Source organism: Luteibacter sp. OK325 (genome assembly GCF_003050935.1).
GTDB lineage: Bacteria > Pseudomonadota > Gammaproteobacteria > Xanthomonadales > Rhodanobacteraceae > Luteibacter.
Map to the genome: position 1 here is coordinate 57,730 of NZ_QAOX01000003.1, position 24,502 is coordinate 82,231.

General features: G+C 61.8%; 29 protein-coding genes. All 29 read right to left on the minus strand.

What is annotated here, in order from left to right; genetic code table 11:
• Position 1: 1 nt before the first annotated feature.
• The 29 genes from rpsM to rpoB all read right to left on the minus strand — a co-directional run bounded on the left by rpsM (position 2) and on the right by rpoB (position 24,460).
• Positions 2-358, minus strand: coding sequence for a 30S ribosomal protein S13 (rpsM, locus tag C8J98_RS07960; RefSeq protein WP_046967236.1), 357 nt, complete (start codon positions 356-358; stop codon positions 2-4).
• A 125-nt stretch (positions 359-483) separates the two neighbouring features.
• Positions 484-1,803, minus strand: a complete 1,320-nt coding sequence (gene secY / locus C8J98_RS07965) for a preprotein translocase subunit SecY (protein WP_046967237.1) — start codon at positions 1,801-1,803, stop codon at positions 484-486.
• 4 nt (positions 1,804-1,807) lie between these two features.
• Positions 1,808-2,239 carry a 50S ribosomal protein L15 gene (gene rplO, locus C8J98_RS07970; protein WP_107912697.1) on the minus strand — a complete coding sequence of 144 codons (432 nt, stop codon included), beginning with the start codon at positions 2,237-2,239 and terminating at the stop codon, positions 1,808-1,810.
• Between the two features lie 5 nt (positions 2,240-2,244).
• Entirely contained in the window at positions 2,245-2,448 is a 204-nt protein-coding gene (rpmD, locus tag C8J98_RS07975; RefSeq protein WP_063570890.1) for a 50S ribosomal protein L30, read from the minus strand.
• Positions 2,441-2,950: a 30S ribosomal protein S5 gene (rpsE, locus tag C8J98_RS07980; protein ID WP_046967240.1), complete on the minus strand. Its 510-nt coding sequence runs from the start codon at positions 2,948-2,950 to the stop codon at positions 2,441-2,443. The genes rpmD and rpsE overlap by 8 nt, the downstream gene beginning before the upstream one ends.
• Positions 2,951-3,080: 130 nt before the next feature.
• Positions 3,081-3,431, minus strand: coding sequence for a 50S ribosomal protein L18 (gene rplR, locus C8J98_RS07985; protein WP_063570889.1), 351 nt, complete (start codon positions 3,429-3,431; stop codon positions 3,081-3,083).
• A 29-nt stretch (positions 3,432-3,460) separates the two neighbouring features.
• Positions 3,461-3,988 (minus strand): 50S ribosomal protein L6, encoded by a 528-nt coding sequence (gene rplF, locus C8J98_RS07990; protein WP_063570888.1) that lies wholly within the window; start codon positions 3,986-3,988, stop codon positions 3,461-3,463.
• Positions 3,989-3,998: 10 nt separating this feature from the next.
• Entirely contained in the window at positions 3,999-4,394 is a 396-nt protein-coding gene (gene rpsH, locus C8J98_RS07995; protein WP_063570887.1) for a 30S ribosomal protein S8, read from the minus strand.
• 128 nt (positions 4,395-4,522) lie between these two features.
• A complete protein-coding gene (gene rpsN / locus C8J98_RS08000; protein WP_063570886.1) occupies positions 4,523-4,828 on the minus strand; it encodes a 30S ribosomal protein S14 in 306 nt (101 codons plus the stop codon).
• A gap of 13 nt (positions 4,829-4,841) precedes the next feature.
• Complete coding sequence (gene rplE, locus C8J98_RS08005) at positions 4,842-5,381, minus strand: 50S ribosomal protein L5 (protein ID WP_046967245.1); 540 nt, start codon at positions 5,379-5,381, stop codon at positions 4,842-4,844.
• 12 nt (positions 5,382-5,393) lie between these two features.
• Positions 5,394-5,705, minus strand: coding sequence for a 50S ribosomal protein L24 (rplX, locus tag C8J98_RS08010; RefSeq protein WP_063570885.1), 312 nt, complete (start codon positions 5,703-5,705; stop codon positions 5,394-5,396).
• Positions 5,706-5,718: 13 nt separating this feature from the next.
• Positions 5,719-6,087: a 50S ribosomal protein L14 gene (gene rplN, locus C8J98_RS08015; RefSeq protein WP_063570884.1), complete on the minus strand. Its 369-nt coding sequence runs from the start codon at positions 6,085-6,087 to the stop codon at positions 5,719-5,721.
• Positions 6,088-6,098: 11 nt separating this feature from the next.
• A complete protein-coding gene (gene rpsQ / locus C8J98_RS08020) occupies positions 6,099-6,359 on the minus strand; it encodes a 30S ribosomal protein S17 (protein ID WP_063570883.1) in 261 nt (86 codons plus the stop codon).
• Positions 6,360-6,370: 11 nt separating this feature from the next.
• Positions 6,371-6,556, minus strand: coding sequence for a 50S ribosomal protein L29 (gene rpmC / locus C8J98_RS08025; protein WP_046967249.1), 186 nt, complete (start codon positions 6,554-6,556; stop codon positions 6,371-6,373).
• Entirely contained in the window at positions 6,556-6,969 is a 414-nt protein-coding gene (gene rplP / locus C8J98_RS08030; RefSeq protein ID WP_046967250.1) for a 50S ribosomal protein L16, read from the minus strand. The genes rpmC and rplP overlap by 1 nt, the downstream gene beginning before the upstream one ends.
• A gap of 11 nt (positions 6,970-6,980) precedes the next feature.
• Positions 6,981-7,703: a 30S ribosomal protein S3 gene (rpsC, locus tag C8J98_RS08035; protein ID WP_063570882.1), complete on the minus strand. Its 723-nt coding sequence runs from the start codon at positions 7,701-7,703 to the stop codon at positions 6,981-6,983.
• 15 nt (positions 7,704-7,718) lie between these two features.
• Complete coding sequence (gene rplV, locus C8J98_RS08040; protein WP_046967252.1) at positions 7,719-8,054, minus strand: 50S ribosomal protein L22; 336 nt, start codon at positions 8,052-8,054, stop codon at positions 7,719-7,721.
• Positions 8,054-8,326 carry a 30S ribosomal protein S19 gene (gene rpsS / locus C8J98_RS08045; RefSeq protein ID WP_029213892.1) on the minus strand — a complete coding sequence of 91 codons (273 nt, stop codon included), beginning with the start codon at positions 8,324-8,326 and terminating at the stop codon, positions 8,054-8,056. The genes rplV and rpsS overlap by 1 nt, the downstream gene beginning before the upstream one ends.
• Positions 8,327-8,339: 13 nt before the next feature.
• Positions 8,340-9,161, minus strand: a complete 822-nt coding sequence (gene rplB / locus C8J98_RS08050; RefSeq protein WP_046967253.1) for a 50S ribosomal protein L2 — start codon at positions 9,159-9,161, stop codon at positions 8,340-8,342.
• Between the two features lie 18 nt (positions 9,162-9,179).
• Positions 9,180-9,473 carry a 50S ribosomal protein L23 gene (gene rplW, locus C8J98_RS08055; RefSeq protein ID WP_046967254.1) on the minus strand — a complete coding sequence of 98 codons (294 nt, stop codon included), beginning with the start codon at positions 9,471-9,473 and terminating at the stop codon, positions 9,180-9,182.
• Complete coding sequence (rplD, locus tag C8J98_RS08060) at positions 9,470-10,072, minus strand: 50S ribosomal protein L4 (protein WP_107912698.1); 603 nt, start codon at positions 10,070-10,072, stop codon at positions 9,470-9,472. Before rplD ends, rplW begins: the two co-directional genes overlap by 4 nt.
• An 11-nt stretch (positions 10,073-10,083) precedes the next feature.
• Positions 10,084-10,725 carry a 50S ribosomal protein L3 gene (gene rplC, locus C8J98_RS08065; RefSeq protein ID WP_107912699.1) on the minus strand — a complete coding sequence of 214 codons (642 nt, stop codon included), beginning with the start codon at positions 10,723-10,725 and terminating at the stop codon, positions 10,084-10,086.
• 20 nt (positions 10,726-10,745) lie between these two features.
• Positions 10,746-11,057: a 30S ribosomal protein S10 gene (gene rpsJ / locus C8J98_RS08070; protein ID WP_036140140.1), complete on the minus strand. Its 312-nt coding sequence runs from the start codon at positions 11,055-11,057 to the stop codon at positions 10,746-10,748.
• A 566-nt stretch (positions 11,058-11,623) separates the two neighbouring features.
• Positions 11,624-12,814, minus strand: a complete 1,191-nt coding sequence (gene tuf, locus C8J98_RS08075) for an elongation factor Tu (RefSeq protein WP_107912700.1) — start codon at positions 12,812-12,814, stop codon at positions 11,624-11,626.
• Positions 12,815-12,865: 51 nt separating this feature from the next.
• On the minus strand, positions 12,866-14,989 hold the full coding sequence (fusA, locus tag C8J98_RS08080) for an elongation factor G (RefSeq protein WP_107912701.1): 2,124 nt from the start codon (positions 14,987-14,989) through the stop codon (positions 12,866-12,868).
• 29 nt (positions 14,990-15,018) lie between these two features.
• Positions 15,019-15,486 carry a 30S ribosomal protein S7 gene (gene rpsG, locus C8J98_RS08085; protein ID WP_046969521.1) on the minus strand — a complete coding sequence of 156 codons (468 nt, stop codon included), beginning with the start codon at positions 15,484-15,486 and terminating at the stop codon, positions 15,019-15,021.
• A gap of 16 nt (positions 15,487-15,502) precedes the next feature.
• The gene (rpsL, locus tag C8J98_RS08090) at positions 15,503-15,877 is read right to left on the minus strand and encodes a 30S ribosomal protein S12 (RefSeq protein ID WP_046969520.1); all 375 of its coding nucleotides are present in this window, start codon (positions 15,875-15,877) and stop codon (positions 15,503-15,505) included.
• Positions 15,878-16,050: 173 nt separating this feature from the next.
• Positions 16,051-20,265, minus strand: coding sequence for a DNA-directed RNA polymerase subunit beta' (gene rpoC / locus C8J98_RS08095; RefSeq protein ID WP_107912702.1), 4,215 nt, complete (start codon positions 20,263-20,265; stop codon positions 16,051-16,053).
• Between the two features lie 25 nt (positions 20,266-20,290).
• Positions 20,291-24,460, minus strand: a complete 4,170-nt coding sequence (gene rpoB / locus C8J98_RS08100) for a DNA-directed RNA polymerase subunit beta (protein WP_063570530.1) — start codon at positions 24,458-24,460, stop codon at positions 20,291-20,293.
• Positions 24,461-24,502 lie beyond the last annotated feature (42 nt).

Sequence of the window (24,502 nt, forward strand, 5' to 3'; positions counted from 1 at the left end):
GTTACTTCTTGATCGGACGACGCGGACCCTTGCGGGTACGGGCGTTGGTACGCGTGCGCTGGCCGCGCACCGGCAGGCCGCGACGGTGGCGCAGGCCACGATAGCAACCGAGGTCCATCAGGCGCTTGACCGCCATACCGATCTCGCGGCGAAGATCGCCCTCGACCGTGTACTTGGCGATTTCGGCACGGATCTTCTCGACCTCACCTTCGCTAAGCGACTTGATGGGAGTGGTCGGAACCACGCCCGAGTCGACGCAAACCTTCTTCGCCCGCGAACGGCCGATTCCATAAATGCTCTGCAGGCCGACCCAGACATGCTTCTGGACCGGCAAATTGACACCCGCGATGCGCGCCATGATGTACTGTCTCCGATGCGTTTCGTGCGCGGTAAACGCGCAATTCTAACCTGAATTAACCTAAACGGGAAGTCCTGCGGCGCTGGGCGCCAAGGCCTCCCCTACTTGGGGATCTCCGCTGCGTCTCAGCTGCGACGGAGATTGGACTTCTTAAGCAGACTCTCGTACTGGTGGCTGACAAGATGGGCCTGGACCTGAGCCGTAAAGTCCATCACCACCACCACCACGATCAGCAGCGAAGTGCCGCCGAAATAGAACGGTACGTGCCAGGCGTTCTGCATGAACGTGGGCACCAGGCAGACCAGGACGATGTAAACCGCGCCAACACCGGTAAGCCGGGTCATGACGCCATCGATGTAGTCCGCCGTGGCGCGACCCGGACGGATGCCCGGAATCAACGCGCCCGAACGCTTGAGGTTATCGGCCGTTTCCTGCGAGTTGAACACGATCGCCGTATAGAAGAAGGCGAACCCGATCACCAGCACCGCAAACACGATGTCGTGCACCGGTTCACCCGGGCTCAGCGCCGTGGTCAACCACTGCAACCAACGCGACTGGTGGGCAGTGCCGAACCAGGTCGCCGCGGTCGCGGGGAAGAGCAAGAGGCTGGTCGCGAAGATCGGCGGAATGACACCCGCCATGTTGATCTTCAGCGGCAGGTGCGAAGTCTGGCGCTGGAACTGGCGCTGACTGCCCTGCTTCGCGTAGTTCACGGTGATACGCCGTTGGGCGCGCTCCATGAACACCACGAAAGCGGTCACCGCCAGGATCAGCGCGGTCACCATGAGCAGCTTCAGAACCGACAGCTCTCCGTTGTTCGCCATGGTCAGCGTGTGCGCGATGGCACCCGGGAGACCGGCCACGATACCGGCGAAGATCAGCATCGAAATGCCGTTGCCGATACCACGCTCCGTGATCTGCTCGCCGAGCCACATCAGGAACATCGTGCCGGCGGTGAGACCGACGACGGATGCCATGACGAAGCCCGCACCGGGCATATAGACCACCGGACCGCTCGCGCCGACCTGCTTCTGCAGGGCGACCGCGATGCCGAACGCCTGGAATGCCGCCAGGCCAACCGTGCCGAAGCGCGTGTACATGGTCATCTTGCGACGACCCGACTCGCCTTCCTTGCGCAGAGCCATGAGCGACGGAATGACCGAGCCCATCATCTGCACCACGATCGACGCCGAGATATACGGCACCACACCGAGAGCGAACACCGAGAATCGGGAAAGCGAGCCACCCGAGAACATGTTGACCATGTTCAACAGACCGCCGCCACCCTCAACCAGGCTGGTCATCGCCTCGGGATTCACGCCCGGAACGGGAATGAACGAACCGAGGCGGAAGACCACCAGCGCACCAATCAAGAAGAAGATGCGCTGACGAAGTTCCGTCAGTTTGCCCAGCGAGCCGAGCGTTGTGCCCTGCGCTGCTGCCACCTGATTACTCCACGCTGCCGCCGGCGGCTTCGATAGCCGCCTTGGCGCCGGCCGTCGCAAGCACGCCCGTGAGCTTGATCGCACGGGTGATTTCACCCTTGAGGACGATCTTGACCTTCTTCGCGCGGCTGGTCACGAGACCGGCAGCGTGGAGAGCGATCAGATCGATCGTGTCGACCTTCAGGGCAGCCAGCTGGTACAGACGCACTTCTTCGGTGTCGCGCTTCTTCAGCGAGCGGAAGCCAACCTTCGGCAGGCGACGCTGCAGCGGCATCTGGCCGCCTTCGAAACCGTAGCGATGCGTGCCACCGGCACGTGCATGCTGGCCCTTATGGCCGCGGCCGGCCGTCTTGCCGAGGCCGGAGCCGATACCGCGCGCGACGCGGGTACGGACCTTGCGAGCGCCCTTACCGGGACGTAGATCGTTAAGACGCATGATTCTTACTCCTCGACCCGAACCAGGTAGTAGACCTTATTGATAAGGCCACGGACCTGCGGGCTATCCTTCAGTTCGCGCACATCGTTGATGTGGCTCAGGCCCAGGGCCTTCACACTCAGACGATGACGACCCTGCACACCGCGCAGGCCCTTGACCAGGCGGACGCGGACGGTACCGCCAGCGGCGGTTTCGGTGTTCTTAGCCATTGCCGAGGACCTCTTCGATCGTCTTGCCACGCTTGGCGGCGATGCGCTTCGGCGATGCGACGGCCTGCAGACCCTTGATCGTCGCGCGGACGAGGTTGATCGGGTTACGCGAGCCGACGGCCTTGGCGAGCACGTCCTTCACGCCGACCACTTCGAGGACAGCGCGCATGGCGCCGCCGGCGATGACGCCGGTACCCTGGGAAGCGGGCTGCATGTAGACGCGGGCAGCACCGTGGTTGGCCTTGATGGCGTACCACAGCGTGCCCTGGTTCAGTTCAATCGTGACCATGTTGCGACGGGCGCGTTCCATAGCCTTGGAAATGGCGACCGGCACTTCGCGTGCCTTGCCATAACCAAAACCGACGCGGCCTTCGCCGTCGCCAACAACAGTCAGCGCGGTGAAGCTCATCTGGCGGCCACCCTTGACGGTCTTGGCCACGCGGTTGACGGCGATAAGCTTTTCAAGCATGCCGTCCGAATTTTCGCGATCTGTCGAGGACATCTCTTTTCCTGATAGCCCGGAATGATAGTTAGCCGGGACTTCTGTTTACGGCTCGGTCGCCGCTTGGAGTTGTAGGAGCTAAATCGGGCGACACCGACCCCGAAAGGCCGATGTCGTTGCCTGACGCCTCTTAGAACTTGAGGCCGGCTTCACGAGCCGCATCGGCCAGAGCCTTGATGCGACCGTGGTAACGGAAACCCGAGCGATCGAACGCGACTGCTTCGATACCGGCGGCCTTGGCGCGCTCGGCAACGATGCGGCCAACGGTGGTCGCGGCTTCCATGTTCTTCGTACCCTTCAGACCCTCGGCAACCGCGGACTGTACGGTCGAGGCGGCTGCCACGACGGTACCGTTCGGTGCGAAGACCTGGGCGTAGATGTGCTGACCGGTGCGATGCACGCTCAGGCGATGAACCGCGAGCTCACGGATGTGAGAGCGGGTCGACTTGGCGCGGCGCAGGCGGGAATCGTTCTTGTTCATCGTATTACTCCAGAAAGCGGATAGACCGATTAGGCCTTCTTGGCTTCCTTCAGGATGATCTTCTCGCCCGCGTAACGGACGCCCTTGCCCTTGTAAGGCTCCGGCGAACGGAAAGCACGGATCTTCGCCGCCGTCTGACCGACGAGCTGCTTGTCAGCGCCCTTGATCAGGATTTCGGTCTGCGTCGGGACTTCGATCGTGATGCCTTCCGGCGCCTCGAAGACGACCGGGTGCGAGAAGCCGAGCGACAGGTTGACGGCCTTGCCGGCAAGCTGTGCGCGGTAACCCACGCCGACCAGCTCGAGCTTCTTCTCGAAACCCGCGGTAACGCCCTGGACCATGTTGGCGACAACGGCGCGAGCCGTACCACCGAACTTATCGTCGGCGCCCTCGGCGAGAACGACGGTGGCGACGCCATTATCCTGCTGGAACGTAACGCCCGGCAGTTCGTGGGTCGTCAGCGTGCCCTTCGGGCCCTTGACGGAGACAGTACCGTTGGCGATCGAGATCTCGACGCCCTTCGGCAGATTGATAGGCAACTTGGCTACACGTGACATACGGGACTCCTTACGCCACCTGGCCGATGACTTCGCCGCCAAGACCCTTAGCACGGGCCTGAGCGTCGGTCAGGAGACCGGCGGAAGTCGAGATGATGGAGATGCCCAGGCCGCCGAGGACCTTCGGCAGCTCGTCCTTGCCGCGGTAGACGCGGAGACCGGAACGGCTGACACGGGAGATGGTTTCGATGGCCGGGAGGCCTTCGAAGTACTTCAGCTTGATCTCGAGGACCGGCTTGCCCGCTTCATCAGCGGAACGGGCGTCGAGGATATAACCCTCTTTCTGCAGGAGCTGCGCGAGGGCCAGCTTCATTTTCGACGACGGCATACGTACAACCGCTTTGCCAGATGCCTGGCCATTACGGATGCGCGTAAACAGATCGGCGATGGGATCAGTCATGCTCATAAGAAAACCCTTGAGAGTGCACCGATATCCGAATTACCGGAAATCTTCAAATTGTAAAGCCGACAGACGTCGGTCTGCGTTGCGCAGACCGACGACTATAACAGCTTGCCCCGCCAATGGCGAGTTTTTTACCAGCTAGCCTTACGCAGGCCCGGCACATCGCCGCGCATGGTGGCTTCACGAAGCTTGTTGCGACCAAGGCCGAACTTGCTGTAGACGCCACGCGGGCGGCCGGTCAGGGCGCAGCGGTTACGCTGGCGCGCCGGGCTGGCATCACGCGGGAGCTTCTGCAGCTTCGTCTGGGCTTCCATCTTTTCCTCATACGAGGCAGTGGAGCTCAGGACGACCGCCTTCAGTTCGGCACGCTTGGTAGCGAACTTCTTGACGAGCTTGGTGCGCTTAACATCGCGCTGGATCATCGAGGTCTTAGCCATGTTCTACCTGTAATCAGTTGCGGAACGGGAAGCTGAAAGCTTCCAGCAGCGCCTTGGCTTCTTCGTCGGTCTTGGCGGTGGTGGTGATGGAAATATCCATACCGCGCAGCGCATCAACCTGATCGAAGTCGATTTCCGGGAAAATGATCTGTTCCTTGATGCCGAAGTTGTAGTTACCACGGCCATCGAAAGCACGACCCGAGACACCACGGAAGTCGCGCGTACGCGGCAGCGAGATGTTGATCAGGCGATCCAGGAATTCCCACATCTGGGCACGACGCAGCGTGACCTTGCAACCGATCGGCCAACCGTCACGGATCTTGAACGAAGCGACCGACACGCGGGCCTTCGTCGTGATCGGCTTCTGGCCGGCGATCTTGGTCATATCGGCGACCGCGTTCTCGAGGATCTTCTTGTTACCGGCGGCTTCGCCGACGCCCATGTTGAGCGTGATCTTCGAGATGCGCGGGACTTCCATGACGTTCTGGTAACCGAAGCGCTCAGTGAGCTTCGACATTACCGACTCTTTGTAAAACGTTTCAAGGCGGGTCATGACTTCGGTTCCTTACGCGTCGACGACTTCGCCAGAACGGAACACGCGCACTTTGCGCCCGTCCTCGAGCGTCTTGGTGCCAGCGCGCTCGCCCTTGTTCGTGGCGGAGTTGAAGAGCTGTACGTTGGAGATATGGATCGAAGCTTCACGCTCGACGATACCGCCAGGCTGGTTGGCCTGGGGGTTCGGCTTGGTGTGACGCTTGACGAGGTTGACGTTCGAGACGACAACGCGCTCTCCGTCGACACGCAGCACGTCGCCGCGCTGTCCCTTGTTCTTGCCGGTGGTGACTACGACGTTGTCACCCTTGCGGATACGGTTCATGTCTGGCCTCCGCTCAGAGCACTTCAGGCGCGAGCGAGACGATCTTCATGAACTTCTCGGTGCGCAGCTCGCGGGTGACCGGCCCGAAAATACGGGTACCGATCGGCTCGAGCTTATTGTTGAGGAGGACAGCTGCGTTACCGTCGAAACGGATAACGGAGCCATCGGCGCGGCGAACACCCTTGGCGGTACGAACCACCACGGCATTGTAAACCTCGCCCTTCTTGACCTTACCGCGAGGAATGGCGTCCTTGATGGTCACCTTGATGACATCACCAACGCTGGCGTAACGGCGCTTGGAGCCGCCGAGCACCTTGATGCACATCATTTCCTTCGCGCCGCTGTTGTCAGCTGCGGAAAGCGTGCTCTGTACCTGAATCATGGCAGCTCTCCTTAGACTTCAGCGCGCGTGATGATTTCGACCACGCGGTGATGCTTGGTCTTCGACAGCGGACGGCATTCCGCGATGCGCACCAGGTCACCTTCGTTCGCACCGGTCTCGTCATGTGCGTGAAGCTTCGTGGAGCGACGGATGATCTTGCCGAGCAGCCAATGCTGCACCTGGCGCTCGATCAGCACGGTCACGGTCTGGTTCATTTTGTTGCTGATGACGCGACCCGTAAGGGTACGCGCGGTCTTCTTGATTTCGCTCATGTCCGCCGTCCTTACTTCTTAGCGCCGAGCACGAACTTCGTGCGGGCGATGTCACGCCGAACGCGGCGCAGCTGGTGCGGCTGGGTGAGCTGACCGGAGCCTTTCTGCATGCGCAGATTGAACTGCTCCTTGCGAAGGTCCAGCAGATCCTGCTTGAGCTCGTCCGCCGACTTCTGGTTGATATCTTTGCTGGCCATTACATCACCGCCCTGGAGACGAACTGAGTCTGCACGGACAGCTTGGCTGCCGCCAGGCGGAACGCTTCGCGTGCCGTCGTCTCGTCGACACCTTCGATTTCATAAAGCATGCGGCCAGGCTGGATCGGGGCGACCCAGAACTCGACGCTACCCTTACCCGCACCCATTCGAACTTCGATGGGCTTACGGGTGATCGGCTTGTCCGGGAACACGCGGATCCAGAGCTTGCCGCCACGCTTGACGAAGCGCGTAATGCAACGACGGGCCGCTTCGATCTGACGTGCGGTCAACTGACCGTGCGTCGTCGCCTTGAGGCCGTACTCGCCGAAGCTCACGAGGTTGGAGTTGAATGCAAGGCCGTCATTACGACCCTTATGCATCTTGCGGTACTTGGTACGCTTAGGTTGCAACATGGCAACACTCCTTACTTGGCCGTCCGCTCGCGGCGGTTTTCACCACCATCGCGACGCGACTGCTGAGGCTGCTGTTCTTCCTTCGACTCGGCGGTAGCTGCTGCCAGATCGAAGATCTCGCCCTTATAGACCCATACCTTGACACCGATGATGCCGTACTGGGTCTTGGCTTCGGCGGTGCCGTAGTCGATGTCCGCACGCAGGGTGTGCAGCGGAACGCGACCTTCACGGGACCACTCGGAGCGGGCGATCTCGGCGCCATTCAGACGGCCGGAGACGTTGATCTTGATGCCCAGGGCACCGAGGCGCATCGCGTTACCGACCGAGCGCTTCATGGCGCGGCGGAACATGATGCGACGCTCGAGCTGCTGAGCAATCGACTCGGCTACAAGCTGGGCGTCGAGCTCCGGCTTACGGACTTCGCTGACGTTGATGTGCGTCGGAACGCCCATCATGTCGGTGACTTCCTTACGCAGCTTCTCGATGTCCTCGCCCTTCTTGCCGATCACCACGCCCGGACGGGCGGTGTGAATCGTCACGCGGGCGGTCTTGGCCGGACGCTCGATCTGGATCTTCGAGATACCGGCAGCGGCGAGCTTCTTGCGGAGCATCTCGCGGACCTTGAGGTCAGCTGCGAGATAGACCGCATATTCGCCCTTATTGGCGTACCACTTCGAGTTCCAATCCTTGGCAATGCCGAGGCGGATACCGGTGGGATGTACTTTATGACCCATCGTGTCTTACCCCAGTCAGTTGCCAACAACCACAGTAACGTGGCTGGTGCGCTTCAGGATGCGCGAACCGCGGCCTTTGGCGCGGGCGTACATACGCTTCATCGCCGGACCTTCGTCTACGAAGATACGGACGACCTTCAGCTCGTCCACGTCGGCGCCGAGATTGTTTTCGGCGTTGGCGACGGCGGAGAGCAGCACCTTGCGAACAAGGTGAGCGGCCTTCTTGTTGGTAAAGGCGAGCACGTCGCTGGCTCGGCCCACGGGCATACCGCGGACCAGGTCAGCCACCAGGCGTGCCTTCTGCGCCGAAATGCGGGCGCTGCGCAGGATCGCTTTGGCTTCAGTGCTCATCACTTGCCCTTCTTGTCGCCGGCGTGGCCCTTGTACGTGCGGGTCACCGCGAACTCGCCGAGCTTATGCCCGACCATGTTCTCGTTGATCAACACAGGCACGTGCTGGCGGCCGTTGTGGATGGCGATGGTCAGACCGACCATCTCCGGCAGGATCATCGAACGACGCGACCAGGTCTTGATCGGACGCTTGTTATTGGCGGAAACGGCGGCTTCCACCTTTTTCACGAGGTGCAGGTCGACAAACGGACCTTTTTTTAGAGAGCGCGGCATGATCGTTTCCTAATTACTTGCGACGACGCACGATGAACTGCTGGGTGCGCTTGTTGTTACGCGTCTTGTAACCCTTGGTCGGGGTACCCCACGGGCTGACCGGGTGACGGCCGCCAGAGGTCTTGCCTTCACCACCGCCATGCGGATGGTCGACCGGGTTCATCACCACGCCGCGAACCGTCGGACGGATACCCGCCCAGCGCTTCTTACCGGCCTTGCCGAGCTTGCGCAGGCTGTGCTCCGAGTTGCCGACTTCACCAATGGTGGCGCGGCATTCAACCGGGACGCGACGCATTTCGCCGGAGCGAAGACGCAGCGTTGCATAACCCTGCTCACGAGCGACCAGCTGGACCGACGCACCGGCGGAACGCGCAATCTGCGCACCCTTGCCCGGCTTCATCTCGATGCAGTGGATCGTCGAACCGACCGGGATCGAACGAAGCGGCAGGCAGTTGCCCGGCTTGATCGGGGAGTCGGAGCCCGACACGAGACGGTCACCCACCGCCACGCCCTTCGGCGCGATGATGTAGCGGCGCTCGCCATCGGCGTAGCACAGCAGCGCGATGTGCGCGGTGCGGTTCGGGTCGTATTCAAGACGCTCGACAACGGCGGCAATGCCTTCCTTGTCGCGCTTGAAATCGATGATGCGGTATGCCTGCTTATGACCGCCGCCGCGATGACGCGTGGTGATGCGACCGTAGTGGTTGCGGCCACCCGTCTTCGACTGCGATTCGGTCAGGGGCGCGTAAGGTGCGCCCTTGTGCAGACCTTCGGTCCGCACGCTGACAGCGTCGCGGCGTCCCGGGGAGGTCGGCTTGTGAGTGATCAGTGCCATCTCAATTCAACTCCTGGCTCAGGCCTTGGCCGACACGTCGATCGTGTGACCGTCGGCGAGGCGCACGTAGGCTTTGCGCTTGCCCTGGCGGTTGCCAGTGCGAAAGCGGAACGACTTGACCTTGCCCTTTGTGTTGACGAGGTTCACGTCCACGACTTTGACGTCGAAGAGGTGTTCCACCGCTGCACGGACATCGGCCTTGGTCGCTTCAGGCGCCACGACGAAAACGTACTGGTTGTTCTCAGCAAGGCGAGCCGACTTCTCAGAGATGTGCGGCGCGCGAAGCGTATTGAGCGTGCGTTCAGTGCTCATGCGAGCCACTCCTCGACTTTCTTGACCGCGTCCACCGTCATGACGACGAAGTCGCTACCGACGAGGCTGACCGGATTCAGGGCCAGAACGTCGACGACGTGGATGTACGGAATATTGCGAGCGGACAGGTAGAGCGCTTCGGTGGCATCTTCCGACACCAGCAGCACACGACCCTTGACTTCGAGCTGGGCCAGCTTGGCGATCATGCCCTTGGTGCTCGGGGCTTCGATCGACAGCTCGGGGACAACCTTCAGGCGACCCTGACGGGTCAGCTCGGCAACGATCGAACGGATCGCCACACGATAAGCCTTGCGGTTGACCTTCTGCTCGAAGCTACGCGGCTTCGCTGCGAACGTCCTACCACCACCGACAAAGATCGGAGCGCGGTAATCGCCGTGGCGAGCGCCGCCGCCCTTCTGCTTCTTGAACTTCTTGGTCGTACCGGACATCTGACCGCGAGACAGCTGAGCCTTCGTACCGGCACGGCCAGCCGCCTGATAGGCGGTGACAACCTGGTGCACGAGGGCCTTCTTGTACTCGCCGCCGAACACTTCGTCCGACACGGTGAGCGCCTTGGCGCCAATAACGTTGAGTTCCATGGCGTCTCTCCTCAGCCCTTGGTCGTCGGACGAATCACGACGTCACCGCCCGGCGCGCCAGGGACTGCGCCCTTGACTGCGATCAGGTGGCGCTCGGCGTCGACCTTGACAACTTCGAGACCCTGCTGGGTGCGATTGACCGCGCCCATGTGGCCCGACATCTTTTTACCAGGAAACACGCGACCCGGCGTCTGGCGCTGACCGATCGAGCCAGGGGCGCGATGCGACAGCGAGTTACCGTGAGTAGCATCGCCCATCTTGAAATGGTGACGCTTGATGGTGCCCTGGAAACCCTTACCCTTCGACACGCCTGCGACGTCGACCGTCTGACCGACGGTGAACACGTCGTCAGCCTTGATCTCGGTGCCGATCGCGTACTTGCCTGCGTCTTCCGCGGACACGCGGAATTCCCACAGGCCGCGACCCGGCTCAACCTTGGCCTTGGCGTAGTGACCCTTTGCGGGGGCCGTCAGCAGCGACGCGCGCTTGACGCCGGTCGTAACCTGCACCGCGCTGTAGCCGTCGTTTTCTTCGGTCTTCACCTGCGTCACACGATTCGGGGTCGCTTCAATCAGCGTCACCGGAATCGAGCGGCCGTCTTCGGTGAAGAGCCGGCTCATGCCGCATTTGCGGCCAACTAGTCCGATACTCATCTTCGTATCCTTTATTCCGCTCAGCCGAGCTTGATCTGCACGTCAACGCCAGCCGCAAGATCGAGCTTCATGAGCGCGTCCACGGTTTTGTCGTTGGGGTCGATGATGTCAAGAACGCGCTTGTGAGTACGGGTTTCGTACTGGTCGCGGGCATCTTTATCGACGTGCGGCGACACCAGAATGGTGTAGCGCTCAATCTTGGTCGGCAGGGGGATCGGGCCGAGGACCGTAGCGCCGGTGCGCTTGGCCGTCTCGACGATCTCGCTGGCCGAACGATCGATCAGACGATGATCGAACGCCTTGAGCCGAATGCGAATCTTTTGGTTCGCCATAAAAACCGTGTCCTGTTATCGAAAGAACGTTCTTGTGATTCGGAATGGCTTCTCGCCACCCCGCACAACCCATTTACCTAACTACGGGTGCCGCAACGGGCCACCCTGGAACGGTAAAACCGCCCGGAATGACCCGAAAAAGTCAGGCAGACCGAGTTATCGGCCTGCCCAGACAGAAAAGTATAGAATACACAACGAATTGGGTCAACAGAGCTTCCGCCCCGTGGCCCGTTGGCACTCTATCCGGCATCCTTGCCTGCGAACTCGAAGCACATTCCGTGCACCTCATTTCGCTGTGTGTCGGCACCTTCAGAAGGCACTCGACCGATATAACCCGACGAATATATCTGATCAGAAAGAAAAAAGGAAGTCCTTTTTTCATATGTACGCGTAGGAGCCGATTCATCGACGAAAACGACATGTGGGAGCCGCTTCAGCGGCGATAGCCAGGTCGCTGCCCCCATCGCCGGCAAAGCCGGCTCCCACAAAGAACCAAAAAAAAACGAAGGCCCGAAGGCCTCCGTTTTCGATACCCGGGCAGGTCACCCTGCCCTTGGCGATCGTTCTTACTTGTTGATCTTCGCCACGACGCCGGCGCCGACGGTACGACCGCCTTCACGGATCGCGAAACGCAGGCCTTCGTCCATGGCGATCGGGAAGCCCAGCGTGACGTTGATCTTCACGTTGTCGCCCGGCATCACCATCTCGACGCCTTCCGGCAGCTTGATCGAACCGGTCACGTCCGTGGTACGGAAGTAGAACTGCGGACGATAGTTGCTGAAGAACGGCGTGTGACGGCCACCCTCGTCCTTCGACAGGATGTACACCTCACCCTCGAACTCGGTGTGCGGCGTGACCGACTTCGGAGCTGCCAGCACCTGGCCGCGCTCGACGTCTTCACGCTTCAGACCGCGGACCAGCACGCCGACGTTGTCACCGGCCTGACCCTGGTCGAGCAGCTTGCGGAACATTTCCACACCCGTGACCGTGGTCTGCTGGGTGTCCTTCAGGCCAACCACTTCAGCCGCATCACCGACCTTGACGATACCGCGCTCGACGCGACCGGTCAGCACCGTACCGCGACCGGAGATGGAGAACACGTCTTCCACCGGCAGCAGGAACGGCTTGTCGATCACGCGCACCGGCTCCGGGATCCAGCTGTCGAGTGCGTCGACCAGCTTGACGATCGACGGCACGCCGATCTCGGACTGGTCGCCATCAAGAGCAAGGCGGGCCGAACCGTGGATGATCGGGGTGTCGTCGCCCGGGAACTCGTACTTCGACAGCAGTTCGCGCACTTCCATCTCGACCAGCTCGAGCAGCTCGGCGTCGTCGACCATGTCAGCCTTGTTCAGGAACACGACGATGTACGGCACGCCGACCTGACGCGAGAGCAGGATGTGCTCGCGGGTCTGCGGCATCGGGCCGTCAGCGGCCGAGCACACCAGGATCGCGCCGTCCATCTGCGCCGCACCGGTGATCATGTTCTTGACGTAGTCAGCATGTCCCGGGCAATCGACGTGGCCGTAGTGGCGCATCGGCGATTCGTATTCGACGTGGGCGGTCGAGATCGTGATGCCGCGTGCCTTCTCTTCCGGCGCAGCGTCGATCGAACCGTAGTCCTTGAATTCACCGCCAAAACGCTCGGCACCGATCTTGGTCAGTGCTGCCGTCAGCGTGGTCTTGCCGTGATCGACGTGACCGATGGTGCCGACGTTGACGTGCGGCTTCTTGCGCTCGAACTTACCCTTTGCCATGACCTGAAACCTCGAAAAAAAACGTTATAAGTTTAAGAGAAGAAGCCCTTATCAGGACCTCTTCATGACCTCATCGGCGACATTGCTGGGCGCCGGATCGTAATGGTCGAATTCCATCGTGAACGTGGCGCGACCCTGCGACAGCGAGCGAATCGTAGTCGCGTAACCGAACATTTCACCAAGCGGAATCATCGCATTGATCGTATTGCCCGACGGCGTTTCTTCCTGACCGGTCAGCATGCCGCGACGGCGCGAGATATCGCCCATCACGTCACCGACGTAGTCAGGCGGCGTCACAACTTCGACCTTCATGATCGGCTCGAGCAGTACCGGCTTGGCCTTCGCGAAGCCCTGCTTGAACGCCATCGACGAGGCGAGCTTGAACGCCATTTCCGACGAATCGACGTCATGGTACGAACCGAAGACGAGCTTCACCTTCACACCGACGACCGGGAAGCCCGCGAGCGGACCGCTCGTGATCGTCTCGCGCAGGCCCTTTTCGACCGAGGGAATGAATTCCTTCGGAATCACGCCACCAGAGATGTCGTTGATGAAAAGGAAGTCGTCCTTGATCGTGAGCTTCGGATCGGCACGATCGGCATCGGTGATCGGCGACAGTTCGATCACGACGTGACCGTACTGACCCTTACCACCGGACTGCTTGGCGTGCTTGTAATCCGACTTGACGTCCTGCAGCTGAATCGTTTCGCGATAAGCCACCTGCGGCTTGCCGACGTTGGCTTCGACGTTGAACTCGCGACGCATGCGGTCCACCAGGATGTCCAGGTGAAGCTCGCCCATGCCCGAGATGATCGTCTGGCCCGACTCTTCGTCCGTCTTGACGCGGAACGACGGATCTTCCGCGGCCAGACGGCCGAGGGCGACACCCATCTTTTCCTGGTCCGACTTGGTCTTCGGCTCGACCGCCATCGAGATCACCGGTTCCGGGAACGTCATACGCTCCAGGGTGATGATGTGATCCTGTGCGCAGAGCGTGTCACCGGTCGTGACGTCCTTGAGGCCGACCGCTGCGGCGATATCGCCAGCGCGGACTTCCTTCAGTTCGTGACGCTCGTTGGCGTGCATCTGCAGCATGCGGCCGATGCGCTCTTTCTTCGACTTGACCGGGTTGTACACCGGGTCACCGGCGTTCAGCGTGCCCGAATAGACACGGAAGAACGTCAGCGCGCCGACGAACGGGTCGGTCATGATCTTGAACGCCAGTGCCGAGAACGGAGCATCGTCCTTCGCTTCGCGGGTGTCCGGCTTCTCGTCTTCGTCGACACCTTCGACCGGCGGACGATCGAGCGGCGACGGCAGCAGGTTGACCACTGCGTCGAGCATGGCCTGGACGCCCTTGTTCTTGAACGCCGTGCCGCAGAGGACCGGAATGATCTCGCTGCGCAGGGTGCGCAGACGCAGACCTTCGATGATCTCCAGCTCGGTCAGCTCTTCGCCGCCAAGGTACTTGTCCATGTACTCTTCCGACGCTTCCGCGGCGGCTTCGATCATCTCGGTACGGGCCTTCTGCGACTGCTCGAGGAGCTCAGCCGGAATTTCCTTGTACTCGAACTTCATGCCCTGGGATTCCATGTCCCAGTTGATCGCCTTCATCTTGAGGAGATCGACGACGCCGTCGAAGTTGTCTTCGGCACCGATCGGCACCTGCATCGGCACCGGATGGGCGCCAAGGCGGGACTTCAGCTGGCCAACGACCTTGTCAAAGTTCGCGCCGGTGCGGTCCATCTTGTTGACGAACGCGATACGCGGAACCTTGTACCGGTTGGCCTGACGCCAGACGGTCTCGGACTGCGGCTGCACACCACCCACGGCACAGAGCACGAACACCGCACCGTCGAGCACGCGGAGCGAACGCTCCACTTCGATGGTGAAGTCGACGTGTCCCGGGGTGTCGATGATGTTGAAGCGGTGCTCGGGCAGCGAACGATCCATGCCCTTCCAGAATGCCGTGGTGGCAGCGGAAGTGATGGTAATGCCGCGCTCCTGCTCCTGCTCCATCCAGTCCATCGTCGCCGCACCGTCATGCACCTCGCCAATCTTATGACTGACACCGGTGTAGAACAGGATGCGCTCCGTGGTCGTGGTCTTGCCGGCATCGATGTGAGCCATGATGCCGAAGTTGCGGTAGCGCTCGATGGGAGTGGTGCGTGCCACGGTCTTTCCTCAATCTGAAGCTGTAGTAATTACCAGCGGTAATGCGAGAAGGCCTTGTTGGCCTCTGCCATACGATGCGTTTCTTCGCGCTTCTTGACGGCGCCGCCGCGGGATTCCGAGGCTTCGAGCAGTTCGGCGGCCAGCTTGCGCGGCATGGACGTCTCGCCGCGCTTGCGCGCTGCGTCGATCACCCAACGCATGGCAAGCGCCATACGACGGCCCGGACGGACTTCGACCGGCACCTGGTACGTGGCACCGCCAACGCGACGCGACTTCACCTCGACGGCCGGGGCGATGTTGCCCAGGGCCTTCTCGACGAGCTGCACCGGCTCACCATGCTTTTCGCTGATGTGCTGGAGGGCGCCGTAGACAATGGCTTCGGCAACGGACTTCTTACCGGACTTCATCACCATATTGATGAAGCGGGCAATCAGCTGGCTTCCGTGCTTCGGGTCCGGGAGGACCACACGGGCGGGATGGGAACCTTTACGCGACATAATTCTTGTCCTTTGCTCAGCTCTTCGGGCGCTTGGCGCCGTACTTCGAGCGCGACTTGCGACGCTTGGTCACGCCGGCGCAGTCGAGACTGCCGCGAACCGTGTGGTAACGCACACCCGGGAGATCCTTGACGCGACCGCCACGGATCAGGACCACCGAGTGCTCCTGGAGATTATGACCTTCGCCACCGATGTAGCTGATGACTTCGAAACCGTTGGTGAGGCGCACCTTGGCAACCTTACGCAGCGCCGAGTTCGGCTTCTTCGGGGTGGTCGTGTAAACGCGCGTGCAGACGCCGCGACGCTGCGGGCTGCTCTGCAGGGCCGGCGACGCGCTCTTGTACGCCTTCGGGCTGCGGGCTTTGCGAACCAACTGGTTGACTGTCGTCATGCGAAGCTATTCCTGAGAAACATAAAGGCAGACCGAATGATCGGCCCGCCAGATAAGCGTTGTTGACGTGTGCCTCCCGCTAAGCGGGGTTGGCACCCATCGTCCGTGATTCCGAACACGAGGCGCATCCTTGCGCCTCATTTCGTATGTACAAGCAAAACCCGGATCGGGCCTTACTCGGCGCTATCGTTGGACCCGGCGGAGGCCTCTTCGAACGTGACGACCGGGGTCGAACCCGAGAGGGTTTCGAGCTCCGAGGCCGTCAGACCGCCCTGGCTACGACGCGAGGCGTGGTATGCCAGACCCGTACCCGCAGGGATTAGCCGTCCAACAATAACATTTTCCTTAAGGCCACGCAACGTGTCGCGGGTGCCACGAACCGCCGCTTCCGTGAGGACGCGGGTGGTTTCCTGGAACGAAGCCGCCGAAATGAACGATTCGGTGGCCAGCGACGCCTTGGTGATACCCAGCAGGATCGACTCGAACCCGGCCCGACGCTCGCCCCGCTTTTCGGCGCGATCGTTTTCCTCGTTGATCCGGACCCGCTCGATCTGCTCACCGCGCAGGTAGGTGCTGTCACCCGCCTCGGTGATCTCGACCTTGCGCAGCATCTGGCGAATGATCGCTTCGATGTGCTTGTCGTTGATCTTCACGCCCTGCAGGCGGTAGACGTCCTGGATTTCCTTGACCAGGTACGAGGCCAGCGGCTCGACACCCAGCAAACGCAGGATATCGTGCGGATTCGGCTCGCCGTCGACGACGGTTTCGCCCTTCTCCACGTGCTCGCCTTCGAACACGATGACCTGACGCCACTTGGGAATCAGCTCCTCGTGCTCGTTGCCGTCCACATCCTTGATGATCAGACGCTGCTTGCCCTTGGTGTCCTTGCCGAAGCTGACGATACCCGAGCGCTCCGCGAGGATCGCCGGCTCCTTCGGCTTGCGGGCTTCGAACAGATCGGCAACGCGCGGCAGACCACCGGTGATGTCGCGGGTCTTCGAGGTTTCCTGCGGGATACGGGCGACGACGTCACCCACGCCCACTTCGGTACCGTTCTGGATCGACACGATCGCGCCGGCCGGCAGGAAGTACTGGGCCGCGATGTCCGTACCCGGCAGCTTGAGCTCACGGCCCTTGCTGTCTTCCAGGCGGACGATCGGGCGCAGATCCTTGGCCTGCGTACCACGACGCTTCGGATCGGTGACTACCGCCGACTCGAGGCCGGTCAGTTCGTCGGTCTGCGACTGGACGGTGATGCCATCGATGAAGTCGATGAAGCGCACCACGCCCGCCACTTCCGTGACGATCGGATGGGTATGCGGATCCCAGTTGGCCACGGTCTGGCCGGACTTGACCGGGTCGCCATCCTTCACCGCGATGGTCGCGCCGTAAGGCACCTTGTAACGCTCGCGCTCGCGACCGTTCGAGTCGATGACGCTGACTTCGCCCGAACGCGAGACGGCGACCAGGTGACCCTGGCTGTGCTCGACCGACTTCAGGTTGTTGAACTTCAGCGCACCGGTCGTACGGATCGTGACGTTATCCACTGCCGCCGCACGGGACGCCGCACCACCGATGTGGAACGTGCGCATCGTGAGCTGGGTACCCGGCTCACCGATCGACTGAGCGGCGACCACACCCACGGCCTCACCCATGTTGACCAGGTGACCGCGAGCAAGATCGCGGCCGTAGCACAGGGCGCACACGCCATGGCTGGCGCGGCAGGTGATCGGCGAACGCACCTTGATCAGCTGCACGCTGGCCTTGTCGAGCTTGTCGACCAGGTACTCGTCGAGCAGGGTGTCGCGGGTCACGATGGCCTGGTCGTCGTCGCCGGGGGCGTAGACGTCCTCGACCACGACGCGACCGAGCACGCGCTCGCGCAACGGCTCGACCACGTCACCGCCTTCGACGATCGGGGACATCATGACGCCGTCTTCCGTGCCGCAATCGTGCTCGGTGATGACGACGTCCTGCGCCACGTCGACGAGACGACGGGTGAGGTAACCGGAGTTCGCGGTCTTCAGCGCCGTATCCGCGAGACCCTTACGGGCACCGTGGGTGGAGTTGAAGTACTGCAGCACGTTCAGGCCTTCACGGAAGTTCGCCTTGATGGGCGTCTCGATGATCGAGCCGTCCGGGCGAGCCATCAGGCCACGCATACCCGCCAGCTGACGAATCTGCGCCGCGCTACCACGCGCGCCGGAGTCCGCCATGATGTACAGCGAGTTCATGGACTTCTGGTTGACCGTCTTGCCGTCGGCGTCCTGCACCTTCTCGGTACCGATACCGTCGATCATCGCCTTGGCGACGAGTTCGTTGGTACGGGACCAGATGTCGACGACCTTGTTGTAGCGTTCGCCGGCGGTCACGAGACCCGACTGGTACTGCTCCTGGATCTCGACGACTTCCTTCTCGGCTTCCTCGAGGATGCCCTTCTTCTCAGCCGGGATCTTCATGTCGTCGATACCGATGGAGATACCGGCGCGCGTCGCGAAACGGAAGCCGGTGTACATCAGCTTGTCGGCGAACACCACCGATTCCTTCAGGCCGAGCAGACGGTAGCTCTGGTTGATCAGGCGCGAGATGTTCTTCTTGGTCAGCTCGGTATTGACCAGCGCGAACGGCAGGCCCTCCGGGATGATTTCCATCAGCAGGGCACGGCCGACCGTCGTATCGACGATGGCGGTACGCGAGGAGGTTGCACCCTCTTCGTCCTGCTCGGTGATGTGGATGCGGACCTTGACCTTGGCGTGCAGCTCGACGGCGCGGTTATCGTACGCACGACGCACTTCGGCGACGTTCGCGAACACCATGCCGGCGCCCTTCACGTTGATCAGCTCGCGCGTCATGTAGTACAGGCCGAGCACGACGTCCTGCGACGGCACGATGATCGGCTCGCCGTTGGCCGGCGACAGGATGTTGTTCGACGACATCATCAGGGCGCGGGCTTCGAGCTGTGCCTCGATCGACAGCGGCACGTGGACGGCCATCTGGTCACCGTCGAAGTCGGCGTTGAATGCCGTACACACGAGCGGATGCAGCTGGATCGCCTTACCTTCGATGAGGACCGGCTCGAACGCCTGGATACCCAGGCGATGCAGGGTCGGGGCACGGTTGAGCATGACCGGATGTTCGCGGATCACGTCTTCCAGGATGTCCCACACCTGGGCCTCTTCGCGCTCGACGAGCTTCTTCGCGGCCTTGATGGTCGTGGCTTCACCACGAGCCTGCAGCTTGGCGAAGATGAAGGGCTTGAACAGCTCAAGCGCCATCTTCTTCGGCAGGCCGCACTGGTGCAGGCGCAGCGTCGGGCCGACCACGATGACCGAACGGCCCGAGTAGTCGACGCGCTTGCCGAGCAGGTTCTGGCGGAAGCGACCCTGCTTGCCCTTGATCATGTCAGCCAGCGACTTCAGCGCGCGCTTGTTCGTGCCGGTGATGGCACGACCGCGACGGCCGTTGTCGAGCAGCGCATCGACCGATTCCTGCAGCATGCGCTTCTCGTTGCGGACGATGATGTCCGGCGCAGCGAGTTCGAGCAGGCGCTTCAGGCGGTTGTTACGGTTGATGACGCGGCGGTACAGGTCGTTGAGGTCGGAGGTCGCGAAGCGACCGCCGTCCAGCGGCACGAGCGGACGCAGGTCCGGCGGCAGCACGGGAAGGACGGTCATGACCATCCATTCCGGCTTGTTGCCAGACTCGAGGAACGCCTCGATCAGCTTCACGCGCTTGGTGAGGCGCTTCAGCTTGGTCTCGGAGTTGGTCGACGTGATCTCTTCCTTCAGGCGAATGACTTCGCCCGGCAGGTCGAGGCTCTTCAGCAGCTCGTAGACGGCCTCGGCACCCATGCGGGCGTCGAACTCGTCACCGTGCTCTTCGGTCGCTTCCAGGTACTGGTCTTCGCTGAGCAGCTGGCCGCGCTCGAGCGCGGTCAGGCCTGGATCGATCACGACGAACGCTTCGAAGTACAGGATGCGCTCGATGTCACGCAGCGTCATATCCAGCATGAGGCCGATGCGCGAAGGCAGCGACTTCAGGAACCAGATGTGCGCGGTCGGGCTGGCCAGCTCGATGTGGCCCATGCGCTCGCGACGGACCTTGGCCAGGGTGACCTCGGTGCCGCACTTTTCGCAGACCACGCCACGGTGCTTCATGCGCTTGTACTTGCCGCACAGGCACTCGTAGTCCTTGATCGGACCAAAAATGGCCGCGCAGAACAGACCGTCACGCTCAGGCTTGAACGTGCGGTAGTTGATGGTTTCCGGCTTCTTGACTTCACCGTACGACCACGACCGGATCAGCTCCGGCGAAGCCAGGGCGATCTTGATCGCGTCGAAGTCCAGCGTCTGTCGCTGCTGGTTGAACAGATTGAGCAGGTCTTTCATGCGTAATCTCCGGTAGCCGCGACGATCACTTGATCTCTTCCAACTCGATATCGATGGCGAGCGAGCGGATTTCCTTCACGAGCACGTTGAAGGATTCCGGCATGCCTGCCGCCATTTCGTGGTTGCCGTCGACAATGTTCTTGTACATCTGGTTGCGGCCCTGCACATCGTCGGACTTGACAGTGAGCATTTCCTGCAGCGTATACGCCGCGCCGTAAGCTTCCAGCGCCCAGACTTCCATTTCGCCGAAGCGCTGACCGCCGAACTGCGCCTTGCCGCCCAGCGGCTGCTGGGTAACGAGCGAGTACGGACCCGTCGAACGCGCGTGCATCTTGTCGTCGACGAGATGGTTCAGCTTCAGCATGTGCATGTAGCCCACGGTGACCGGGCGATCGAACGCCTCGCCGGTACGGCCGTCGTAGAGCATGGTCTGGCCGGATTCCGGCAGATCGGCGAGCTTCAGCATGTGCTTGATCTCGGACTCTTCGGCACCGTCGAACACCGGCGTTGCCATGGGCACGCCGTCACGCAGGTTATCCGCCAGCTGGATGATCTCGGCGTCCGTCATCGACTTGAGGTCGACGTGGCGCACCGCACCTTCCGCACCGGCATTGCCGTGGTTGTAGATCTCGTCGAGGAACTCGCGCAGCTTGGCCGGCTTCTCGTTGGCTTCGATCATGGCCGAGATCTTGTGGCCCAGGCCCTTGGCGGCCCAGCCCAGGTGAACCTCGAGAATCTGACCGATGTTCATACGCGAAGGCACGCCCAGCGGGTTCAGGCAGATGTCGACCGGACGACCGTCGGCGGAGAACGGCATGTCCTCGACCGGAACGATCATCGACACGACACCCTTGTTACCGTGACGGCCGGCCATCTTGTCGCCCGGCTGGATGCGGCGCTTAACAGCCAGGTAGACCTTGACCATCTTGAGCACGCCCGGTGCGAGGTCGTCGCCCTGGGTGATCTTGCCCTGCTTCTCCTTGAAGCGCTTGTCGAAGGCCTCGCGATGACGCTTGACCTGGTCGGCCGCGCGCTCGAGGAACTCCGAGACTTCCTCTTCCTTGACGTTGATCTTGAACCAGTCGTCTTTCTTGAGCGTATCGAGGTAGGCGTCGTCGATGACGGTGCCGCGCTTGAGGCCACCCGGGCCGCTCATCGCGGACTTGCCGACGAGCTGCGAACGCATACGGGCGTAGATCGCGCCTTCGAGGATGCGGAACTGGTCGTCGAGATCCTTGCGGATACGCTTCAGTTCGGTCTCTTCGATCTGCTTGGCGCGCTTGTCCTTCTCGATGCCGTCGCGGGTGAAGACCTGCACGTCGATGACATTGCCGTCCATGCCCGGGGGCACGCGCAGCGAGCTGTCCTTAACGTCCGAGGCCTTCTCGCCGAAGATGGCGCGGAGGAGCTTTTCTTCCGGCGTGAGCTGGCTCTCGCCCTTCGGCGTGACCTTGCCCACGAGGATGTCGCCAGCCTTCACTTCCGCACCGATGTAGACGATGCCGGACTCGTCGAGACGGGCCAGGGCCTGCTCGCCGACGTTCGGGATATCCGCGGTGATTTCTTCAGCGCCGAGCTTGGTGTCACGGGCGATGCAGGTCATTTCCTCGATGTGGATCGAGGTGTAACGATCTTCCTGGACCACGCGCTCGGAGATGAGGATCGAGTCTTCGAAGTTGTAGCCATTCCACGGCATGAACGCGACGAGCATGTTCTGGCCGAGCGCGAGCTCACCGAGGTCGGTCGAGGAACCGTCCGCCAGGGTGTCGCCCACTGCCACCACGTCACCGACATTCACCAGCGGACGCTGGTTGAGGTTGGTGTTCTGGTTGGAACGGGTGTACTTGGTCAGCGTGTAGATATCGACGCCGGCGTCGTTCTCGTCCACTTCCGACTCGTTCGCGCGCACCACGATACGGGCGGCATCGACCTGGTCGATGACACCGCCGCGCTTGGCGGACACGGTCACGCCCGAGTCGCGCGCCACGGCGCGCTCGATGCCCGTGCCGACGAGCGGCTTCTGGCTGCGCAGCGTCGGGACGGCCTGACGCTGCATGTTCGCACCCATGAGGGCGCGGTTCGCATCGTCGTGCTCGAGGAAGGGCACGAGCGCCGCTGCGACCGACACGGTCTGCATCGGCGAGACGTCCATGTAGTTGATCTCGGCCGACGGACGCAGCTCCGACTCACCGCGGAAGCGGCAGGAGACGAAGTCTTCGATGAACTTGCCTTCCTTCGTCAGGGGCGAGTTCGCCTGCGCGATCACGTGGTCACCCTCTTCGATCGCGGAGAGGTAATCGACCTTGTCGGTGACCTTGCCGCTTTCGACCTTGCGGTACGGCGTCTCGAGGAAGCCGTAGGAGTTGGTGCGGGCGTACACGGCCAGCGAGTTGATCAGGCCGATGTTCGGGCCTTCCGGCGTTTCGATGGTGCAGACGCGACCGTAATGGGTCGGGTGCACGTCGCGCACTTCGAAGCCGGCGCGCTCACGGGTCAGACCGCCTGGTCCAAGAGCCGACACGCGGCGCTTGTGGGTGACTTCGGACAGCGGGTTGTTCTGATCCATGAACTGCGAGAGCTGCGACGAACCGAAGAACTCCTTCACCGCTGCCGCAACCGGCTTGGCGTTGATCAGTTCCTGCGGGGTCAGGCCTTCGGATTCAGCCAGCGACAGACGCTCGCGAACCGCGCGCTCGACGCGGACGAGACCGATGCGGAAGGTGTTCTCCGCCATTTCGCCGACCGAACGCACGCGACGGTTACCGAGATGGTCGATATCGTCGACCGTTCCGATACCGTTACGGATGTCGATGAGCACGCGCAGCACGTCGAGGATGTCCGACGTCTCGCCCTGCTCGGCGACCAGACGCTGCGACTCTTCTTCCTTGCGCTCGCTGAAGTACTTGTGGTCGTACAGCACGCCCGGACCGACGACGTCCTTGCGGCCGACGCGGCGGTTGAACTTCATGCGGCCGACGCCCGAGAGGTCGTAGCGGTCGAAGGTGAAGAACAGGTTGAAGAACAGGTTCTGCGCGGCATCCTTGGTCGGCGGCTCGCCCGGACGCATCATCCGGTAGATTTCGACCAGGGCCTCGAGCTGCGTGCGCGTGTTGTCGATGCGCAGCGTGTTCGAGATGTACGCACCACGATCGAGATCGTTCACGTACAGCGTCGGCACCGTCTCGATACCGCCCTTGCGGAACTTCTCGAGGTGGTCGAGCGTGAGCTCGTCGTTCGCCGCGGCGATGATCTCGCCGGTGTCCTTGTCGACCATGTCGACGGCCACGATGCGGCCGACCGGGTAGTCGTCCGGCACTTCGAGCGTGGTGATCTTCTCGCTGGCGAGCTGGCGAACGTGGCGCGCAGTGATGCGCTTGCCGGCTTCGACCAGCACCTTGCCGTCGATCACGAGATCGAACGAGAGGGTTTCACCGCGCAGGCGCTCGGCGACGAGGTCGAGCGTGACGCCGCCCTTCTTGCCCAGGTGGAACGTGTTGTGCTCGAAGAAGATCGAGAGGATCTCTTCGTTGTTGTAACCGAGCGCGCGCAGCAGCACCGTCACCGGCAACTTGCGGCGACGATCGATACGGGTGAACAGCGCGTCCTTCGGGTCGAACTCGAAATCGAGCCACGAACCACGGTAAGGAATCACGCGGGCCGAGAACAGGAGCTTGCCCGAGCTGTGCGTCTTGCCACGGTCGTGATCGAAGAACACGCCCGGCGAACGGTGCAGCTGCGAGACGATGACGCGCTCGGTGCCGTTGATGATGAAGGTGCCGGTGTCGGTCATGAGCGGAATCTCGCCCATGTAGACCTCCTGCTCCTTCACGTACTTCACGGCCTTCTTCGACGCCGGGCTGTCCTTGTCATAGATGACCAGGCGCACGGTGGTACGCAGTGGCGCGCCGAAGGTCATGCCGCGGTTGCGGCATTCACGTTCGTCGAACGCCGGCTCGCCGAGGCGATAGTCGACGTATTCGAGGGCGGCGTTGCCGGAGTAGCTCGAAATCGGGAACACCGACTTCAGCGCGGCGTGGAGACCCTTCTCCTCACGCTGCTTGGAGCTGACCTGCTCCTGCAGGAATTCCTTGTACGAGTCGGTCTGGATCGTCAGCAGGTTGGGCACGCCCAGCACGGGCGGACGCTTGCCGAAATCCTTACGGATGCGCTTCTTCTCGGTAAACGAGTAGGTCATGGTGGGTACCGCCTCGGTTCAGTAGCAAAAAATAGATCGAAA